The 17487-nt window shown below is 36.9% G+C and carries 16 protein-coding genes and 1 riboswitch; of the genes, 5 read left to right on the top strand and 11 right to left on the bottom strand.

Annotation, left to right across the window (positions count from 1 at the left end):
• Window positions 1-147: 147 nt before the first annotated feature.
• The gene (locus tag UtA1_RS04025; RefSeq protein ID WP_096550121.1) at window positions 148-822 is read right to left on the bottom strand and encodes a KinB-signaling pathway activation protein; all 675 of its coding nucleotides are present in this window, start codon (window positions 820-822) and stop codon (window positions 148-150) included.
• Window positions 823-975: 153 nt separating this feature from the next.
• Between UtA1_RS04025 and gerD the strand changes: the two genes are divergently transcribed.
• Both gerD and UtA1_RS16985 read left to right on the top strand, forming a co-directional pair.
• Window positions 976-1596, top strand: coding sequence for a spore germination lipoprotein GerD (gene gerD / locus UtA1_RS04020; protein WP_096550120.1), 621 nt, complete (start codon window positions 976-978; stop codon window positions 1594-1596).
• A 518-nt stretch (window positions 1597-2114) separates the two neighbouring features.
• Window positions 2115-2258, top strand: coding sequence for a hypothetical protein (locus tag UtA1_RS16985; protein WP_172597779.1), 144 nt, complete (start codon window positions 2115-2117; stop codon window positions 2256-2258).
• A 79-nt stretch (window positions 2259-2337) separates the two neighbouring features.
• Here the strand turns inward: UtA1_RS16985 and UtA1_RS04010 are convergent, their stop codons facing one another.
• The 4 genes from UtA1_RS04010 to UtA1_RS03995 form a co-directional block, all read right to left on the bottom strand.
• Window positions 2338-3390 carry an Mrp/NBP35 family ATP-binding protein gene (locus UtA1_RS04010; RefSeq protein ID WP_096550118.1) on the bottom strand — a complete coding sequence of 351 codons (1053 nt, stop codon included), beginning with the start codon at window positions 3388-3390 and terminating at the stop codon, window positions 2338-2340.
• 78 nt (window positions 3391-3468) lie between these two features.
• Window positions 3469-4182, bottom strand: a complete 714-nt coding sequence (gene cwlD / locus UtA1_RS04005) for an N-acetylmuramoyl-L-alanine amidase CwlD (protein ID WP_016839509.1) — start codon at window positions 4180-4182, stop codon at window positions 3469-3471.
• Window positions 4183-4504: 322 nt separating this feature from the next.
• Window positions 4505-6310 carry an ABC transporter ATP-binding protein gene (locus UtA1_RS04000; protein ID WP_096550117.1) on the bottom strand — a complete coding sequence of 602 codons (1806 nt, stop codon included), beginning with the start codon at window positions 6308-6310 and terminating at the stop codon, window positions 4505-4507.
• Window positions 6303-8042 carry an ABC transporter ATP-binding protein gene (locus tag UtA1_RS03995; protein ID WP_096550116.1) on the bottom strand — a complete coding sequence of 580 codons (1740 nt, stop codon included), beginning with the start codon at window positions 8040-8042 and terminating at the stop codon, window positions 6303-6305. Before UtA1_RS03995 ends, UtA1_RS04000 begins: the two co-directional genes overlap by 8 nt.
• Before the next feature lie 196 nt (window positions 8043-8238).
• Window positions 8239-8413: riboswitch (cobalamin riboswitch) on the top strand.
• Window positions 8414-8501: 88 nt separating this feature from the next.
• Between UtA1_RS03995 and cobT the strand changes: the two genes are divergently transcribed.
• Window positions 8502-9572: a nicotinate-nucleotide--dimethylbenzimidazole phosphoribosyltransferase gene (gene cobT / locus UtA1_RS03990; RefSeq protein ID WP_096550115.1), complete on the top strand. Its 1071-nt coding sequence runs from the start codon at window positions 8502-8504 to the stop codon at window positions 9570-9572.
• Window positions 9573-9616: 44 nt separating this feature from the next.
• Here the strand turns inward: cobT and UtA1_RS03985 are convergent, their stop codons facing one another.
• Window positions 9617-10294, bottom strand: a complete 678-nt coding sequence (locus UtA1_RS03985) for an SOS response-associated peptidase (protein WP_096550114.1) — start codon at window positions 10292-10294, stop codon at window positions 9617-9619.
• 122 nt (window positions 10295-10416) lie between these two features.
• On the opposite strand from UtA1_RS03985, the gene UtA1_RS03980 reads away from it, so the two are divergent.
• Both UtA1_RS03980 and UtA1_RS03975 read left to right on the top strand, forming a co-directional pair.
• Entirely contained in the window at window positions 10417-11271 is an 855-nt protein-coding gene (locus tag UtA1_RS03980; RefSeq protein ID WP_016839504.1) for a carbon-nitrogen hydrolase family protein, read from the top strand.
• Between the two features lie 13 nt (window positions 11272-11284).
• Window positions 11285-11950 carry a GNAT family N-acetyltransferase gene (locus UtA1_RS03975; protein WP_096550113.1) on the top strand — a complete coding sequence of 222 codons (666 nt, stop codon included), beginning with the start codon at window positions 11285-11287 and terminating at the stop codon, window positions 11948-11950.
• 65 nt (window positions 11951-12015) lie between these two features.
• Here the strand turns inward: UtA1_RS03975 and UtA1_RS03970 are convergent, their stop codons facing one another.
• The 5 genes from UtA1_RS03970 to UtA1_RS03950 all read right to left on the bottom strand — a co-directional run bounded on the left by UtA1_RS03970 (window position 12016) and on the right by UtA1_RS03950 (window position 17475).
• Window positions 12016-13086, bottom strand: a complete 1071-nt coding sequence (locus UtA1_RS03970) for a PQQ-dependent sugar dehydrogenase (protein ID WP_096550112.1) — start codon at window positions 13084-13086, stop codon at window positions 12016-12018.
• Between the two features lie 134 nt (window positions 13087-13220).
• Window positions 13221-14042, bottom strand: coding sequence for a cobalamin-binding protein (locus UtA1_RS03965; protein ID WP_096550111.1), 822 nt, complete (start codon window positions 14040-14042; stop codon window positions 13221-13223).
• A gap of 37 nt (window positions 14043-14079) precedes the next feature.
• Window positions 14080-15471, bottom strand: a complete 1392-nt coding sequence (locus UtA1_RS03960) for an ABC transporter ATP-binding protein (protein ID WP_096550110.1) — start codon at window positions 15469-15471, stop codon at window positions 14080-14082.
• Window positions 15465-16535, bottom strand: coding sequence for a FecCD family ABC transporter permease (locus tag UtA1_RS03955; protein ID WP_096550109.1), 1071 nt, complete (start codon window positions 16533-16535; stop codon window positions 15465-15467). Before UtA1_RS03955 ends, UtA1_RS03960 begins: the two co-directional genes overlap by 7 nt.
• Entirely contained in the window at window positions 16501-17475 is a 975-nt protein-coding gene (locus tag UtA1_RS03950; RefSeq protein ID WP_096550108.1) for an ABC transporter substrate-binding protein, read from the bottom strand. The genes UtA1_RS03955 and UtA1_RS03950 overlap by 35 nt, the downstream gene beginning before the upstream one ends.
• Between the last annotated feature and the right edge of the window lie 12 nt (window positions 17476-17487).

The raw sequence follows: 17487 nt of genomic DNA, 5'->3' as shown, positions 1-17487 counted from the left end.
TGCTAACTTAATTTTAACAGAAGAGGTCCTTATTTTTTATTGAAAAAATGAAAAACAGCCCATGAAATTTCATTCCAAAATTTCATGGGCTGTTTCCATTTTAGAGGGGGTTTTGTCCCAGCCTCCTTGATTATTTTCTAAATATTATTATTTACCAACATTCTTCTGCTTTCTTGTTTTTTTGCGCTCATCTAATTTTTTTCGATCTTCATTGGATTTTTGATTGTATTTTGGCAAAGCTAATAATTGATAAGCGTTTACTGCAATTAGAGGGAATAATAATAGGGCTACATATGTATCAATATTGCCCTTACGCCCCATCAACGGAATAATCCACTCTAAACAAGTAATAACAATCATAAAGAACAAAGATGAAATTAAAATATGTTTTTTTCCAGTTAATTGAACTTTTTTTATAGCAGTTGCAATAGCACTAGAGATTAGAAAAATTAATAGTCCTCCATAGAAGAGCCAATCTTTAGCGCTCTCGGCAACCGGAGCAAAACGGAAAATAATTAAATCTCCGACAACCACGATCATCAAAAGAACTTGTACCCAATTCCATAAAGTTAATGTTTTAAAAACACCGACTCCAATTTGATGAATTGTTAAATATGCAAAGAAGCCTGCTTGGGCAATTACGCTCATTGTAAAACCTAAAAAAATCATCCATACAAAAGCGGCAAAAAACTCTACTATTTCTCCTGCGGCTAAATATGAACTAAAAAAATTCCATCGAATGATGATGCCTGCCACTCCTGTGACAACACCGCCAATTAACATACACATCGAGAAAAATTTTATCCAATTTCGTATTGTCACGACACAATGCTCCCTTTATTTTTTTCAATCTCTTCATTATTTTATCAATGGTTTTTTAAAAAAGCTATCGAAGTTATAAACATGTACATATTATGAAAAGAATTGTGAAGAATAAATAAAAAGAGAGCCTTTATATAGAAAGGACTGAGAAAGTTGAAAAATCCCCTGTTTAATCGATTATTGATCCTATTCTTCATATTGATATTGCTCGCGAGTTGTTCCGATTCACCGAACGCCCAACCGTCTTATGAAGAAGTAAAGAAAATTGTCGTCGATGCTATTCAAACAGAAGATGGAAAAAAAGCAATTAGACAATTATTGGAAGACCCTAGTTTTAGGGAGTTAGTTATTTTAGAACACGATGAAGTGGAAACATCAATCAACAATTCATTATTGTCAGAGCAGGCCCAAGAATTTTGGAAAAAAACCTTTGAGGATCCAAAATTTAAGGAATCAATGGCTAAAAGCATGAAAGAACAGCAAACTGAAATTATGAAGCAATTAATAAAAGACGCCTCTTTTCAAGAAGACTTAATTGCATTTTTTGGACAACCTGAAATGAAAAAAGAATTAGAATCCATTTTAAAAAGTGCAGAATTAAGGAAAGAAATTGAAAAAGTTGTAATGGAGACAATTGAAAATCCGTTGCTGCAAACAAAATGGCAAGAGTTAATTAAAAAGAACGGTGAATCTGGCGGTTCAAAAGAAAAAGGTAAAGAAAGTAGTAGTGGGGGACAAGATGAGCAAGGTCAAGACCAAGGTGGCAGCAGTTAATTATTTAATAAGAAAAGCAAATTGCGATTATATACTCGCTACTCAAAATTTTAGAGCGAATTGGAAAACATATCGTTTTCTCAATTCGCTCTTTTGGTGCGCCCGGCATGTACATGAACTATAGGGTGTAAGTCCCGAACCCCGAAGACAGAAGTAGAGGTTAGCCAAGAGCAAGGGTGTCCGTGGTGACGCGGAATCTGAAGGAAGCTGGAGGCAAAACACCGGTCCGAGGAACACGAACCTCATATAAGGCTAGGTATGATTGAGTGAGTTTGCCAAACAAAACAAAGCTCTTTCTGTCGAAGGTCATATCGAGTAGATGAGGCGGATAGATGGTGTGAAAGTGCATGTACTTACCCGGGGAGGTCTGGCGGATATGTGAAGTACGCTTCATAACCTACTTAGTGATAAGTAGCTGAACCGTCAGAAGTCAGCAGAGGTCATAGTATTAGTTGGTTTAGAACTACTAAGAAGGACCGAACAATTAAGAGAGAATAGCCCTTGGCATTCAGTGAGTCATGATGAACACAGAAAACGTAGTACCTCACTTGAGGAAGGAAGCGGTGAATCCCGTGGGAGACCTCTTGGAGGGTGGAGTGACCACTGGCATAAAGAGAACAGCTATTCACGGAAGTTATAAAGACTTGCGTCAATCATCTTAATTGAACCGCCGTATACGGAACCGTACGTACGGTGGTGTGAGAGGACGGGAGTTAATCGCTCCCTCCTACTCGATCTATCCTATTCCAATTTATTAATAACTTTTTGAGCTATATCTAAATAGATTTTTCCTGTTGGATGGTTTTCTTCATAGATTGATGGAGCGAAATCCTCGTTATCCCAGTCAGGTTGTCCAAGCGGAATTTGTCCTAATAAGTCTGTGCGCAATTCTTCAGCAAGCTTTTGTCCTCCGCCTTTACCAAAAACATATTCTCGCTCACCAGTTTTCGACTCATACCAAGCCATATTTTCAATAACACCAAGAACTTCATGGTTAGTTTGAACGGCCATTGCACCAGCACGCGCTGCAACAAATGCTGCTGTTGGATGTGGTGTTGTGACGATAATTTCTTTGGATGTAGGCAACGCTTGGTGAACATCCAATGCTACGTCTCCAGTACCTGGTGGTAAATCTAATAGTAGATAGTCAATATCTCCCCATTCTACATCACGGAAGAATTGATCTAATACTTTACCAAGCATTGGACCACGCCAAATAATCGGTGCATTGTTCTCCACGAAAAATCCCATGGATATGACTTTTACCCCTTTACGTTCCACAGGATAAATTCGATCATTTTTTACAATCGGCATTTCCTCAATTCCCATCATATCTGGGACACTGAACCCATAAATGTCCGCATCAATTAAGCCCACTTTTTTCCCTAAACGAGCTAAAGAAACAGCTAAATTTACTGATACTGTGGACTTACCTACACCACCTTTTCCTGATGCAATGGCAATCACTTTTACTGTAGATAATGGTGATAAAATATCTCGGGACTCGGCTTCATTTGCTTTTCCACGGAAACGTTCAAGAACTTCCGTTGGCAACTCTTCGAATCGAATTCCTACAGTTGAAGCACCGGCTTCTTTTAATTTTTCAACAATTTTCATTTGCAATTGTAATTGTTCTGGGGTATTCGTTTTAGCAATCGCAACTTTTACACTCACATGATTTTTTTCTTCTTTTATTGATACATTGACAATACCGTTTGTTTCTTCAAGCGTTCTATGTAAAAACGGGTCTTGTAGTTGTCCTAAAATTTCACGGACTTGTTGTTCATTGATCACGATAAACACTCCCCTATATTAGCTTCCGATTGATAGTATAAGTATAACATACCAAGTGTTTAATCATAGCGATATTGCTTATTCAATCTCCAAATTTACATAATTTTCAATTCCGTTAACAATTGCATCTGCCATTTTGTCTTGATACTTTTCATCTGCCAATAAACTTCTTTCCTCAGGATTGCTTAAGAATCCAGTTTCCACCAAAACCGCAGGAACTTCGGTTTTTTTCAGTAGATAAATTTGTTTGATTGCCAAAGCCTCTCGATCTGTATTTTGTAACTTTTCTCTTATTGAAGATTGAATGGCTTTAGCTAGCAGCTCACTGTTTGGGTGCCCTTCTTTATGATAAAATACTTGAGCGCCTCGCCACTTTTCTTCTGGGATAGCATTTGCATGAATCGTAATGAAAATATCGGGCTCATTTTCTTTTACAATTTTTTCTCTTAAGAAAATATCTTGTTTTTTCCTTTCTCTTAATGTAGAGAACTCTTCACTTGGTGCGTGTTCCGAAAGAACATCGCCATCTGAAGTTCTTGTCATCACAACTTCCGCACCCATTCGTTTTAATTTTTGTTCAACCTTTTTTGCAATTGCTAACGTAATATCTTTTTCAATAACATTTTCTGCCGATGCTCCCCCATCAATCCCACCATGACCTGCATCCACAACGATTTTCACCCCACCAAGCGGCTCCGGAAGGAAAAATCGATTGTCGGATGCGCTTGTCTCATACATAACCACTAAAAAACAGCAGAGCAAAATGACAATTAGTGCAATCCATCGTTTCAAATCTACTACACCGCCTTTTGCAACCTTTTGCACTACTATACGCTGAAAGGAAGGCTTGTATGCGTAAAGAATTTCTATAAAAAGTTGATTATTTTTATTACCCAACTTGCTTGTTAAAAGACTTTGTTCATCCTAATCTTTGTTTCAGTCATCTTAAAATTCAAATGATTATTAAGAAACGAATAGATTTAAAATGATTCCTGAAAGACACAAACTGTATACTTTACTAAACTCAAATATTTTATTCATGTATCCGAAATTTGATGATGATAGAAAAAAACTGCCCCCTATGCTTTATAAACATTAGTGGGACAGTTTACTGCTAAATTTCTACTTGATGATATTGATTATGCAATTGGGCATAAAATCCATCTAAAGACATTAAGGAATTATGATTTCCTTGCTCGATTATTTCTCCATCTTTTATGACTAAGATTCGATCTGCATTTTCGATTGTTTTTAAACGGTGGGCAATGACGAAACTCGTGCGGCCTTGCATTAAATTGTTTAATCCTTTTTGAATATGCACTTCTGTCATTGTATCAACACTTGAAGTGGCTTCATCCAAAATTAGAATATCCGGATCTTTTAAAATAGCTCGTGCAATCGCAATCAGTTGTCTTTGCCCTTGACTTAAGTTTTTACCACCTGATTCAAGCAATGTATCATACTGCTCCGGCAAATATTTTATGAAGGAATGGGCATAGGCGATTTTTGCTGCCATTTCTACTTCCTCATCGGTAGCATCTAGTTTTCCATATCGGATGTTTTCTCTTACCGTTCCTGAGAATAAATACGTATCTTGCAATACAACACCTATTGAATCTCGTAAATGTTCCATTGAGTAAGATTGAATATTTTCACCATCTATTAAAATTTCTCCTTCAGTTACATCATAAAAACGGCTTAATAACTGTACGATGGTTGTCTTCCCTGAACCAGTTGGGCCAACAAGAGCAACAATTTCACCAGCATTCGCTTGAAATGAAATGTTTTTTAACACCGGCTTATCTTTTACATAATAAAAACTGACATTTCGAAATTCAACATTTCCTTCTAGAGGTTGTCTAGGAAGAGAATGTGGTGAATCCATTAATTCAATTCGTTCATCTAGTACTTCAAATACCCTCTCGGCTCCAGCAATTGCAGATTGAAAAGTATTTAATAAGTTTGAAAGTTGGTTAATTGGGCGGAAAAACTGTCTTGCATATGTTAAAAATGACGTTATAACACCTACCGTAACGAGAGAATTGGCCGCCATAATAGCACCAACTCCAACAATTAAACCTGGTCCGAGGTTATTGATAAAGTTATTGGTTGGTCCTAACAAACCAGATACTATTTCTGATTGCATTGCAGAATAGCGCAACTTCTCATTCGCCTCTTTAAATTGTTGAATAGTTTGTTGTTCTTTTCCAAAGAGCGTCACAACTTCCGAATTAGAAATCGTTTCTTCAATAAATCCATTTAAATTTCCTAAATCTCGTTGTCTATTTCGATAATTCATGCTACTACGTTTCACAATCTGTTTTGTAGCCCAAACAATTAACGGAACGACCAAAAGGGTAACAATGGCTAATATCCAGTTTAAATACACCATCGCAATGGCGGTACCTACAAGAGATAATACAGACGATACGATTTGAATGACGCTTTGGGAAAGAGCGAAATTCAAATTGTCGATATCGTTCGTCATGCGGCTCATCAAATCGCCTTGCTGTTTTTGATCGAAAAACGAAATCGGCAATGATTGCATTTTCTCAAACAGTTCGATTCTCAAATTTTGAATTGTTTTTAAAGATGCTCGAATCATGACAAAAGTTTGCAACCAAGTTAATAAGGATGATGCGATAAAAATTGCTGCAAGCAACATTCCCATCCGAATAGTTCCTTCAATGTCGAGGGGAAGAATATAGTTATCTATAATAACACCAATCATCAAAGGCCCTAAAATATTTAACATCGATGTAATCAGCACAAGAATAATAACAAAATTAATGCTGAGTCTTTGTTTCTTTAAATAACTCCAAATCCTTTTAATTGTAGCCTTTTGATTTTTAGCCTTTGCTGCTGGACCACGGCCTCGACCACTACCTCTACCTGTAAGGGATTCTTGTAGCTTATTCATCAATCGCACCTCCCCTTTCAACTTGAGTTGCTACAATCTCTTTATAATGCTCGCTCATTTTCAGTAATTCTTCGTGGGTTCCTTGAGCAACAATTCGACCGTCTTCTAGCACTAGAATCAAATCTGCGTGTTTAATAGAAGAAATTTTTGATGATACGATAAATTTCGTACTGTCTTTAAGAGCTTCTTTCATGTTTCGCTGGATAATCTTTTCAGTGATGCTATCTACCGCTGATGTTGTATCATCTAATATTAAAATTTTTGGTTTTCTTATAATTGCACGACTCATTGCCAAACGTTGCTTTTGCCCACCGGATAAGTTCGTAGCTCCCTGCGTTAATTCATGTTGTTCTTTATGATCCAATTTTTCCACAAACTCAAAGGCGTTTGATGCAAAGAGCGCTTCTTGAATGTCTTCTTTAGTTGCGTCAATTTTTCCATACTTTAAGTTTTCTTCAATCGTTGTTGAAAACAATGTTGCCTTTTGTGGGGCAAAAGCCATAGCATTTCTTAACATGTCAATGTCATATTGCTGTATGGGAATGTTATCAATGTAAATAGTTCCTTCATCGACATCCATGAGTCGACCGAGCAATTTGATTAATGTCGATTTTCCACTGCCTGTCATACCGATAATCCCTACTGTACTGCCGGCTTTCGCTTCAAAGGAAATCTCTTTCAACACCGGTTCAACGTGTTTGTTATAAGAAAAACTAACCTTGTCAAATTTCACATTTCCTTGAATTTCTTTTTTCACTGGGTTTTCAATATTCGTAATATCAGACTGCTCTTCCAATACGACAACGACACGTTCTGCACTTGGTATAGCCCGCGCAATTTGAATCAGTACGTTGCTGGAACTCATAAGGCCGTTCATAATCATCATCAAATAGTTGATGAATGCAACAATTACCCCAATTTCAATAGCTCCTGCATCAACTTTCACGACACCAAGCATAAGTGCAAGTACAATTCCGATGTTGACAACAAATTGGGTAATCGGCATTAAGGCAGCTACCACTTGATCTGCCGTCATATTGCGTTTCGTTAATTGATGATTGACAGTTGCAAATTGCTTCATTTGATATCGCATACGGTTAAATGCTTTAATGACGCGAATCCCCGCCAAGTTCTCCTGCACACGTGTATTCACTTGATCGATTGATTCCTGCACCTTTCGAAACAGCTTAATCGATAATTGAATAAAAATATATAAACTGATGATTAATACAGGCACCACAAAAAATAGTACTGGAAATAAATCTCTTGCCGTAAAAAATACGACAATGACCGCCCCAACAAACATAAAAGGCCCGCGAACGAATATTTTTAATAACATGTTTAAGGCCCTTTGCAACCTTTCGATATCATTTGTTAAGTTGGTAATCAATTTTCCTAAAGTGAACTTGTCCTTATTGCTATTCGCAAAATATGTAATAGTTTCATATAAATCCGCTCGAACATCAGATGCAAAGTTTACCGCCGCTTTCGAACTGAAATATGTACAACCTGCACCTCCAAGCCATCCTATCATTGCACACAAAATTATTGCAGCAAACATCATAATGATATACTGTGTATCATTCGTTGCAATTCCTTTATCGATTATTTTCTGCATAATCGTTGGCTGAATTAAATCCATCGCTACTTCCAACACCATAAGTATCGGCGCTAAAATCGCAAAATGCTTATAGGGCTTTAAATATTTTGAAAGCTTTAACGCTGCACGCATTTTGTTACTCCTTTTCTTTATTACCATCGTTTAATTTTTGTATACAATTGTATACTAACCGTCAAGTTGATACCCTTACATTTCCAACTATAACTGAATAGATTCCATAATATTTCACCACTAAAATAATCTTTTAGGCAATGGAAGTTTTCAAAAAACTTGACTAAAGTTTCATTTCATTTTAGATTATTTAAAAAGTATATCTATGTAATTAGGTGCCCTTTTTAGGGAGAATAGGGAATAAAGTGAGAATCTTTAGCGGACCCACCACTGTATCGGGGAGCAATATAGAAAATGCCACTGGGAAACTGGGAAGGCCTATATTTGCGATGAACCTAAGCCAGGAGACCTGCCTAATTACTTGAAAACATACAGTACGATGGTAAAGTCTGTAGTTTATTTGGCATGCCAATAAACTGCAGACTTTTCTTATTTCAATAATCGATGGAGGAGATTCAATTGGAACTATTGCAATCGACATTACAAAACATTAAACAACTTAATAAAGAAGTGATGGAAAAAGCAAGAGAAAGAGTAGATGCTCTTTGTAAACCGCCAGGCAGTTTAGGAAAATTAGAACAAATCGCGATACAACTTGCTGGAATAACTGAGAAACTAGAGCTTGATGTATCCAATAAAGCGGTTATTTCATTAGCTGCGGATCACGGTGTATATGAAGAAAATGTTTCAAATAACCCCCAATTTGTAACGGTAATGCAGGCAATTGGCTTTGCTAAAGGTTTTACAGGAGTATGTGCTATTGCAAAAGCAGCAGGTGCAAAAGTCGTTCCAGTAGATATTGGCATTAAAGAAGATTTACCAAAAGATTCTGGAGTCATCGTCAAAAAAGTGAAATACGGAACGGATAATATGGCTAAGGGACCAGCAATGTCACGACAAGAAGCGATTCAAGCGATTGAAGTAGGTATTGAAATTGCCAATGAACAAGTGAAACAAGGTATCCATGTTTTAGCAACTGGAGAAATGGGAATTTGTAATACCACTCCAAGTAGTGCTGTCCTATCAGCATTCTGTGGTTGTGACCCGGCTATTGTAACAGGTATGGGAGCTGGGGTAGATAGTCTTCAACATAAGATTGACGTCATTCGAAGAGCTCTTGACATAAATACGCCAAATCCAGATGACCCAATTGATGTGTTAGCGAAAGTTGGCGGTTTGGAATTAGGGGGAATGGCAGGCGTAGTCCTAGGTGCTGCAGCAAATCGTATTCCTGTAGTAGTGGACGGTTTTATTTCCACAGTTTCTGCACTTATTGCTTATAAATTAGAACCGAAAGTGAAGGATTACATTATTCCATCCCATCTTTCAGAAGAGCCTGGAGCAAAAATTGTAAACGAGGTATTAGGGTTAGAGCCTATGTTGAATATGAATATGCGATTAGGTGAAGGTTCAGGAGCAGCCCTTGCTTTTCCTATTCTTGATGCCGCATGTTCTATGATGAACACCATGACTACTTTAGAAGAATCCCATCAATATATGCTAAAAATCATGGGGAGTCAAACAATTTAAAAGATAAGGCTATCTAGAAGACTATCTAGATAGCCTCTTTATTATCATAAAGAAACTCTTTCAATTAATTCCTTTGAATTGTTTTTCGGAGAATTTACTAGATTAGATACTGGATAGGCAGTTAACCACTCTGAAGGGCAAGGTTTAAGCAGCGATTTTAATTTCTCTCGCCCCTTTAAATGAGGGTCTAACCATTCTTTTTGCTGTTCCTTATTTAAAATGACCGGCATTCGGTCATGGATTGGGGCCATTAATTCATTTGCCTTCGTTGTTAAGATCGTACACGTATGAATCTTTTCTCCCTCTTGACTCCGCCAAGTATTCCATAATCCCGCAACTGCAAATACTGCGTCATCTTTCCTCTTTATTCGCATTGGGACTTTCGAATTTCCTTCCCTTTTCCATTCGTAAAAGGAGTCCATCGGGATAATACATCTCCGTTCATAAAATGATTTTTTAAAACTTGGTTTCTCGTCGACAGTTTCAGAACGAGCATTGATCATTTTCGATGCTATCTTTTCATCTTTTGCCCACGAAGGAAGAAATCCCCATTTTAAGAACCCCATACGATTTTTATCTCCATCATTAATGATTGCTACAATTTGTTGACTTGGAGCAATATTATAACTTTCCTTATATAACTCTTCGGAAAAAGCCTCTGCTACATCAAATTCTTCAATCAACTGATGATACGAGCAAAACAACGTAAATCGACCGCACATAGCCATCCCCCAAAAAATTAAAGTTTTCATTATAAGTATTTTCTACTTCATTTCATCATAAAAAATACAGTATGGAAAGCAATATCCGGACTTTCAATTACTGCAATAAAGGAGCGAAGCATATGAAATTAAGAGTATCTGCAGTTCAATATCATTTACACACGATTCAATCATTCGAAGATTTTGCCATGCAATGTGAACACTACATCAAAACCGCTTTGGAATTTGATTCGGATTTTATCGTGTTTCCAGAATTTTTAACAACTCAATTACTTTCTTTCAAAAAGCAAAATGGTTCAAATCAAACAATCCATGATTTACCTAGTTATACAGAACAATATGAAGATTTATTTCTTAAATTAGCTAAAAAATACAATATCCATATTATCGGCGGAACACATGTAGTAGAAGTTAACAATCAACTACGAAATACCGCATTTTTCTTTGACCCTGAAGGCCGCATTATGCGACAAGAAAAGCTGCATATCACGCCAGTTGAAATCAGCGCTTGGAATATGGCAAAAGGAGAAGAATTAAAAATTTTTGACACCAAATATGGAAAGATTGCGATTTTAACTTGTTACGATATTGAATTTCCTGAAATTGTACGTATAGCGAAAGCGCGAGGAGCCGATATCATTTTTTGTCCTTCCTGTACCGATAACCAACACGGGTATTATCGTGTTCGATATACAAGTCATGCTCGGGCAATAGAAAATCAAGTATATGTCGTTCTATCTGGAACAGTAGGTTCACTTCCGACTGTTGACTTTATGAGATCGAACTTTAGTCAAGCAGCTATTATCACTCCTAATGATATTCCTTTCCCTCCAAAAGGGGTTTTAGCAGAAGGAGAAGTCAATCAAGATATGATTATTACCGCTGATTTAGATTTAAACCTTCTCTATGAAGTAAGGAACCATGGTTCAGTAACAACCTGGAAAGATCGTAGAACCGATTTATATACGGATTGGTAGAGGAGGAGAATCCATGTACAGAAGCGAACAGTTTATTTTAATCGGACAAAAAGCCGTTCCTATCGTCATTCGTAATTATAAAAAAGAAGATTTTACACAACTAATCGACCTTCAAGTTGAATCTTTCCCTCCGCCATTTCCACAAGAACTGTTGTGGAATGAAAAACAATTAAAAAATCATATTAATATTTTTCCCGAAGGTGCTATATGTGTTGAAATTGATGGAAAACTAGCTAGTTCCTTAACAAGTCTCTGTGTACAATTTGACCCTGCCAAACCAAAACATTCTTGGGCAGAAATAACCGACAATGGTTATATTACAAATCATGATGCAAATGGAAATACTTTATACATTGTCGATATTTGTGTTCGACCAAGCTTTCGTTCATTAGGCCTTGGTAAACTCATGATGCAGACAATGTATCATATTGTAATCGAAAAGAAACTAGATCGCCTTTTAGGTGGTGGAAGAATACCGGGCTATAGCAAATATGCGGATAAGATGAGTGTGGAAGAGTATTTAGAGGCGGTCATCAACGGAACATTACAAGATCCCGTTATCACTTTTCTGTTAAGTTGCGGGCGTGTCCCTATTGCGATTGTTGAAAACTATTTAGAAGATGAAGAATCCTGTAATTATGGAGTGTTAATGGAGTGGAAAAATCCGTTTAAAAAGTGAGCAATAATGGGGCTCTCAAGGAATCATGACTGTGAGCAGCCCCATGTTTTTCCAATCTTTTTGATTTAATCGATAGCTGATAGCGAAATGCGATATAATTTATCATCATTTCTTTCTGGGTTTCCACGACCGTCTGTATTATTGGTGATAAAGTACAAGTTATTCTCCTCAATTAAGACATCACGAATTCTACCAAGTCCATTAACGATTTCTCTATTTGCACCAGTATTTAAGTTAAATTCCAATACAGCACTACCCCTTAAAGCGGCAACGTAAAGCTTGTTATCAAAATAGGCAATTCCGGAAGGAGCCCACGTATTGTCTGAGCCTGATGTAAAGAGAGGAGCAACCATATTTTCTTTTTCTCTAGTTCCTTCAATCTCTGGCCAACCATAGTTTTTACCAGGTTCAATACGGTTTATTTCATCATTCGCATTATTGCCATGTTCACTTGCATACATCGTTCCATCTGGTGCCCATGTTAAACCTTGAGGATTTCGATGTCCAAAACTATATACGTAAGAGTTAGGAAAAGGATTATCGGATGGAATCGATCCATCTAAGTTAAGTCTGAGAATTTTTCCACCTAATGAGTTAACATCTTGAGCGCTATCAGACTGTAATGCATCGCCAGTTGTTGCATAAAGTTTACCATCTGGGCCAATTTTAAGTCGACCTCCATGATGAACCCGTCCACTTGGAATTTGATCTAGTAGTACTTCCTCTTCTCTCCAAGTATCATTTTCTAGCTTTAAGCGAACAATGCGATTAAATTGACCTGTATCATCTTCGTAAGTGTAATATCCGTAAGCCTGATTTGATTCGACAAAGTCTGGTGCTAAGACAAATCCTAAAAATCCAGCTTCCGATGCCGTTGAAAGAGGTTTTTCGAGTTGTACTTGCTGTTTTTCCACTTGTCCGTTTTCTACTTTTACAATATTTCCGCCACGCTCAGAAAGGTAGAATGTATTCCCTATTTTGTTGATGGACCACGGAATTAGAAGATCAGTTGCTATGATTTCTATTTGTTGGCTTGCTGTAGTTTCAGTCTTTTGTTCATTTGCTTTCGGTGGTTGTTTAGGTGAACAACCAGTTAAGACTAAAGCAATTATTAAAAAAGGAATATAAATCTTCATGTCCGTCCCCCTTGAGTTTTTTCTATCATTAACTTTAACCATTTTTTGATACACTAATCCTTTAAGATGAATCTTAATAGCTATAATTGAATGATTGCAACCAAACAAAAAATCCTACTCTCTATGAGCAGGATTTACTTATTATCTAATAATGGATCTTTCTTTTGATCATACGAAGGATAAATATGAGGATGTAAGATAGAACCTAATTTCACTAAACCTTGTGCGAGTTTTAGTGAAGGACGGCAAAATAAAGATTCTTCTAAAATATATAATTCATTGATTTGAATTGCTTTTATCTCATGTACACCTGGTCTTTTTAATATTACTTTTGGATTGACTCTTTTCGTTTCAACTCCTACCCAAGCCACACAAAATACGTCTGGATTTCTGCTTTTCACTTCTTCCCAATCTGTTTGGACACTTGATTTGTGTATATCTTGGAAAATATTTCGCCCTCCAGCAAGCTCACACATTTCGGTTAACCAATTCGTTGCACCAGGGGTAAAAATCGGTTTTGCCCACCATTCGAAGTAAACGGTTTTTGGATTATCAACTTGTTCTGATAAACTGCGATATTGTTCAAGCAAATGAATATATTGATCGTACAATTCCTTGGCCTTGTCCTTTGTGTTTGTTGCATTGCCAACGAATAATAAACTTTCTCCCACTTCCGTTAATGTGTTTGGATTAGGTACTATACAATATGGAATATTCCGTTTTTCCAGCCTTTCAATATTCTTTTCCATGCCCGGTACTGAGAGGGATGCCAATACTAAATCAGGCTGCAATGCTTCTACTTTATCTATATCAATATCTAAATCAGGACCTAATCTCGGTAATTGATGAATATCTTCTGGCCAGTCGGAGTAGTCATCTACTCCAACAAGTGAAGGTGTTAAACCTAAATAACCTACTAGCTCTGTATTGCTTGGACAAATGGAGATTAATCTCACCATACTCCCCCTTTATTGAAAGTATTCAATTGTTCAATCAAACAACAACTTTTTCTTTTTGATATACTTGTTTTACAGCAAGTTGTACCATCTCTCGCAAAGTTGCCTCGACAGCTCTTTGCGTTACTGACTTATCACCTTTTTGCGTAACCGCTAAATAGAGAGCCTCATTTGTTTCATTAGCTTCATCCATTCCAAATTGTTGCATTGCTTTCATTTTTTCTTTTGTTGCAATAAGCAAACTATTAACTAAAGCTCCCTCGTTAAAATATCCATCCATAAAAACCATCATATTGAATCCGCGAATTTTTTCATTCATTTTCGTAGGTGTAACGATGATGAGAATTTTTGTATCCTCAATTTCTCTCTCAACTTCAACGACATCACCTATGTTCCCTTCAACAATTGTGGCAACTGTTTGTTCGGGAGTAATAGAATATTGTTCCATGATGGTTTGTATTTCTTCCTCTGGGGGAATTGTGGAATATTGTTTACACGAAAAGATGCAATAATCTTTTATCCACTGTATACCATTTCCTACCATTCCATTTGATATCGTTCGTAGTGGTTTTTGAAATTGAACATGAACAAATTGTTCATTGTTGTTTATTTTATAATTTCCCTTAAAGAACGTAGAATGTGTTGAATTCGGTAAACTTGGTGCTAGTAATAGTTGCGGTTTAGGGACTGTTGGATGCGGTTGGACATGGATTTGTACTTGATATATTTTATTTAAAGTATCTACTTCCTTTAGTAAGCTTGCATCCCCAACTTCTAATAAACTACCGTTGTACAGCAGTGCGAATCGGTCTGCATAAAGCGATGCCACATTTAAATCGTGTAAAATTGAAAAAATCGTTAATCCTTTTTCTTCTTGCCTCTTTTTTAATAAATCTAATAGTTGAAAGGTATGTTTTATATCTAAATGATTTGTAGGCTCATCTAACAGTAGTAGCTCCGGTTCTTGAGCCAACGCTTTTGCTAATAGCACCCGTTGCTTTTCACCGCCGCTAATCTTTCGAAATTGAGTATGCCTAAATTCGGTTACTTTCGTTAGTTCCATTACTTCTTCAATTATATGCCAATCTTTTTTTGATAAATTTTTCAATATTCCTTTTTGATGAGGGTATCGCCCAAGACTGACGATTTCTTCAACTGTATAGTCAAAAGAAACAGAAGTTTCTTGGGAAAGAACTGCGATTTTCTTTGCTTTTTCTAATTTTGAATAAGATGAGAGATCCTTACCCGATAACAATACTTTCCCCTTTTGAATAGGCAACTGACCGGTAATTAATTTAAAGAGCGTTGTTTTTCCGCTTCCATTTGGGCCGAGAAGGGCAAAAAAATCACCATTTTGTACTTCTATATCAATATTTCTTAGGATCGGGTTATTGCTATATCCACCCGTCACATTTTGAATCTTTAGCATCTATTTTTGCCCCTTCCAATCTTTTCTCTTATTAGCAGAAACGCAAATACCGGTGCACCGATAATCGCTGTTATAACTCCAATTGGCAATTCTCGCGGTGCAATAACAATTCGAGCCAGCAAATCCGCAAACATTAGAAAAGTACCACCAATGATAAATGACAACGGTAATACATGTCGATGATTTGGTCCAACAAGGAGTCGTACAAGATGAGGGATGACGAGACCAACAAAACCAATGGAACCAGAAACAGCAACCGATGCACCAGTTAATAACGATGCACCAATTAATATCATAGTCTTGCCTCTTTTGACATTGACACCAATATGATCTGCAGCCTCTTCACCAAGTGCAAAGGCATTTAATTCTCGAGAATGAATTAACAAAATGAATGTCCCCAATATCATAAACGGGATGATGAGTTGTATGTATTCCCAACCTCTCATTCCAACGCTCCCATATAACCAATAAAGAATTTGGGTCATTGCATCTCGATCTCCCAATGAAATGATTAGAGAGACAATGGCACTGATAAAGGAACTGACGATAATACCTGCAAGCACAATCGTTTCGATTGCTAAACTTCTACTGCTTAGCCTTACCAACCCAAATACAATTAATAAAGTGATAAAACCACTTACAATTGCGACGATTGGAAGCGTAAAATTTCCTAATCCTATTATGGTAACTTGGAAAAATATAACTAACACTGCTCCTAAAGAGGCGCCTGATGATACACCAATTGTATATGGATCTGCTAATGGATTTCGTAAAAGGCCTTGGAAAGCAGCCCCCGCTAGCGATAGGGATGCCCCAACACAAAAGGCAAGGATGACTCTCGGCAATCGAATATTCCAAATAATCATTTCCTCATTTTTTGGTACTTCCATCCAAGTGATATGGAGGGTTTTCTCAAATATTATGTGGATAATTTTTTCCACAGCAACGGGTACACTGCTTATAAATAAACCTAAAATGATTGCCGCGGCAAAAAGAATACCACTCCCTACATAAATCCAACCAATTTTATTATTCAAAAATTTCAGGATAAATAAGTTTCGCAAGAGTTTCGACTCCTTCAATTAAACGAGGGCCTGGTCTTGTTACTGTATCGCTGTCCACATCGTAAACTTCGCCATTTTTTACCGCAGGAACCGCTTGCCAACCATTACGAGCAAGTACTTGTTCCTTTGGATTCTCTATATAATAGCCGTATGTCGTTATAATCACATCCGGGTTTAATTTTACTATTTCTTCCTCATTCATCTTTACCCATCCTACTTGATCACCTGCTACGTTAATGGCTTGGATGGATTCTAACATTTCATGCATAAAGGTATTTTTTCCAGTCGTAAAAATATCTGGTTCTGGTGATACTTCAACCCAAACTCTTTTTTTATCTACAACGGCTTTCGCTTTCTCTTTAATGGCTTCATGACGTTTTTTCATATCAGCAATAATCTCTAAAGCTTTATCTTTTGTTCCAGTGGCTAAACCAATCATTTCAATGTTTTCATAAACATCTTCAAAAGATGCTGCACTACCAACGACGATGGTTTGAATACCCGCCTCTTCAAATTGTTTTAATACCGTCGGATGAGCTTTGTAATGATAATCTGTCACTAATGCTATATCTGGAAGTAGAGATAGAACTAGCTCCACATTAATGTCCTGTCCTCCCACCTTTGTAATATTTTCTGTTTCAGCCGGGTAATTACAATAATCTGAAACACCGATAATTTTGTCGCCTAGTCCAAGAGCAAAGGCAATTTCCGTATTACTTGTTTGAATGGAAACGATTGTTTCTGGTTCTTCTTCAATCGTAATTTCCCTGCCTGCATCATCAGTAAATGTAACTGGGAAAGTAGCATTCTTCGATTCGTTTTCTTTTGTCACCGTTTCCTGGGTGTTATCATTTGTTTCATTGCTAGCACAACCAGCAATGAATGGGATGGTTAATAATAAAACTAATGCTAGAAGTATTGCTCGATTCATTTTTAACATCTTTCGTCTCCT

Source organism: Ureibacillus thermosphaericus (genome assembly GCF_002370195.2).
In the GTDB taxonomy this organism is placed as follows: domain Bacteria; phylum Bacillota; class Bacilli; order Bacillales_A; family Planococcaceae; genus Ureibacillus; species Ureibacillus thermosphaericus.
The sequence above is the reverse complement of the archived record's forward strand: the minus strand, read 5'-3'. Positions and strand labels throughout refer to the sequence as shown.

Excerpts from the sequence above, each read along its gene's own strand:
- UtA1_RS03975 (WP_096550113.1), top strand. The coding sequence starts at position 11,285 with ATGTACAGAAGCGAACAGTTTATTTTAATCGGACAAAAAGCCGTTCCT.
- UtA1_RS03970 (WP_096550112.1), bottom strand. The coding sequence starts at position 13,086 with ATGAAGATTTATATTCCTTTTTTAATAATTGCTTTAGTCTTAACTGGT.
- UtA1_RS03980 (WP_016839504.1), top strand. The coding sequence starts at position 10,417 with ATGAAATTAAGAGTATCTGCAGTTCAATATCATTTACACACGATTCAA.
- UtA1_RS03985 (WP_096550114.1), bottom strand. The coding sequence starts at position 10,294 with ATGTGCGGTCGATTTACGTTGTTTTGCTCGTATCATCAGTTGATTGAA.
- UtA1_RS03960 (WP_096550110.1), bottom strand. The coding sequence starts at position 15,471 with ATGCTAAAGATTCAAAATGTGACGGGTGGATATAGCAATAACCCGATC.
- UtA1_RS03995 (WP_096550116.1), bottom strand. The coding sequence starts at position 8,042 with ATGCGTGCAGCGTTAAAGCTTTCAAAATATTTAAAGCCCTATAAGCAT.
- UtA1_RS04000 (WP_096550117.1), bottom strand. The coding sequence starts at position 6,310 with ATGAATAAGCTACAAGAATCCCTTACAGGTAGAGGTAGTGGTCGAGGC.
- UtA1_RS03950 (WP_096550108.1), bottom strand. The coding sequence starts at position 17,475 with ATGTTAAAAATGAATCGAGCAATACTTCTAGCATTAGTTTTATTATTA.
- UtA1_RS16985 (WP_172597779.1), top strand. The coding sequence starts at position 2,115 with ATGATGAACACAGAAAACGTAGTACCTCACTTGAGGAAGGAAGCGGTG.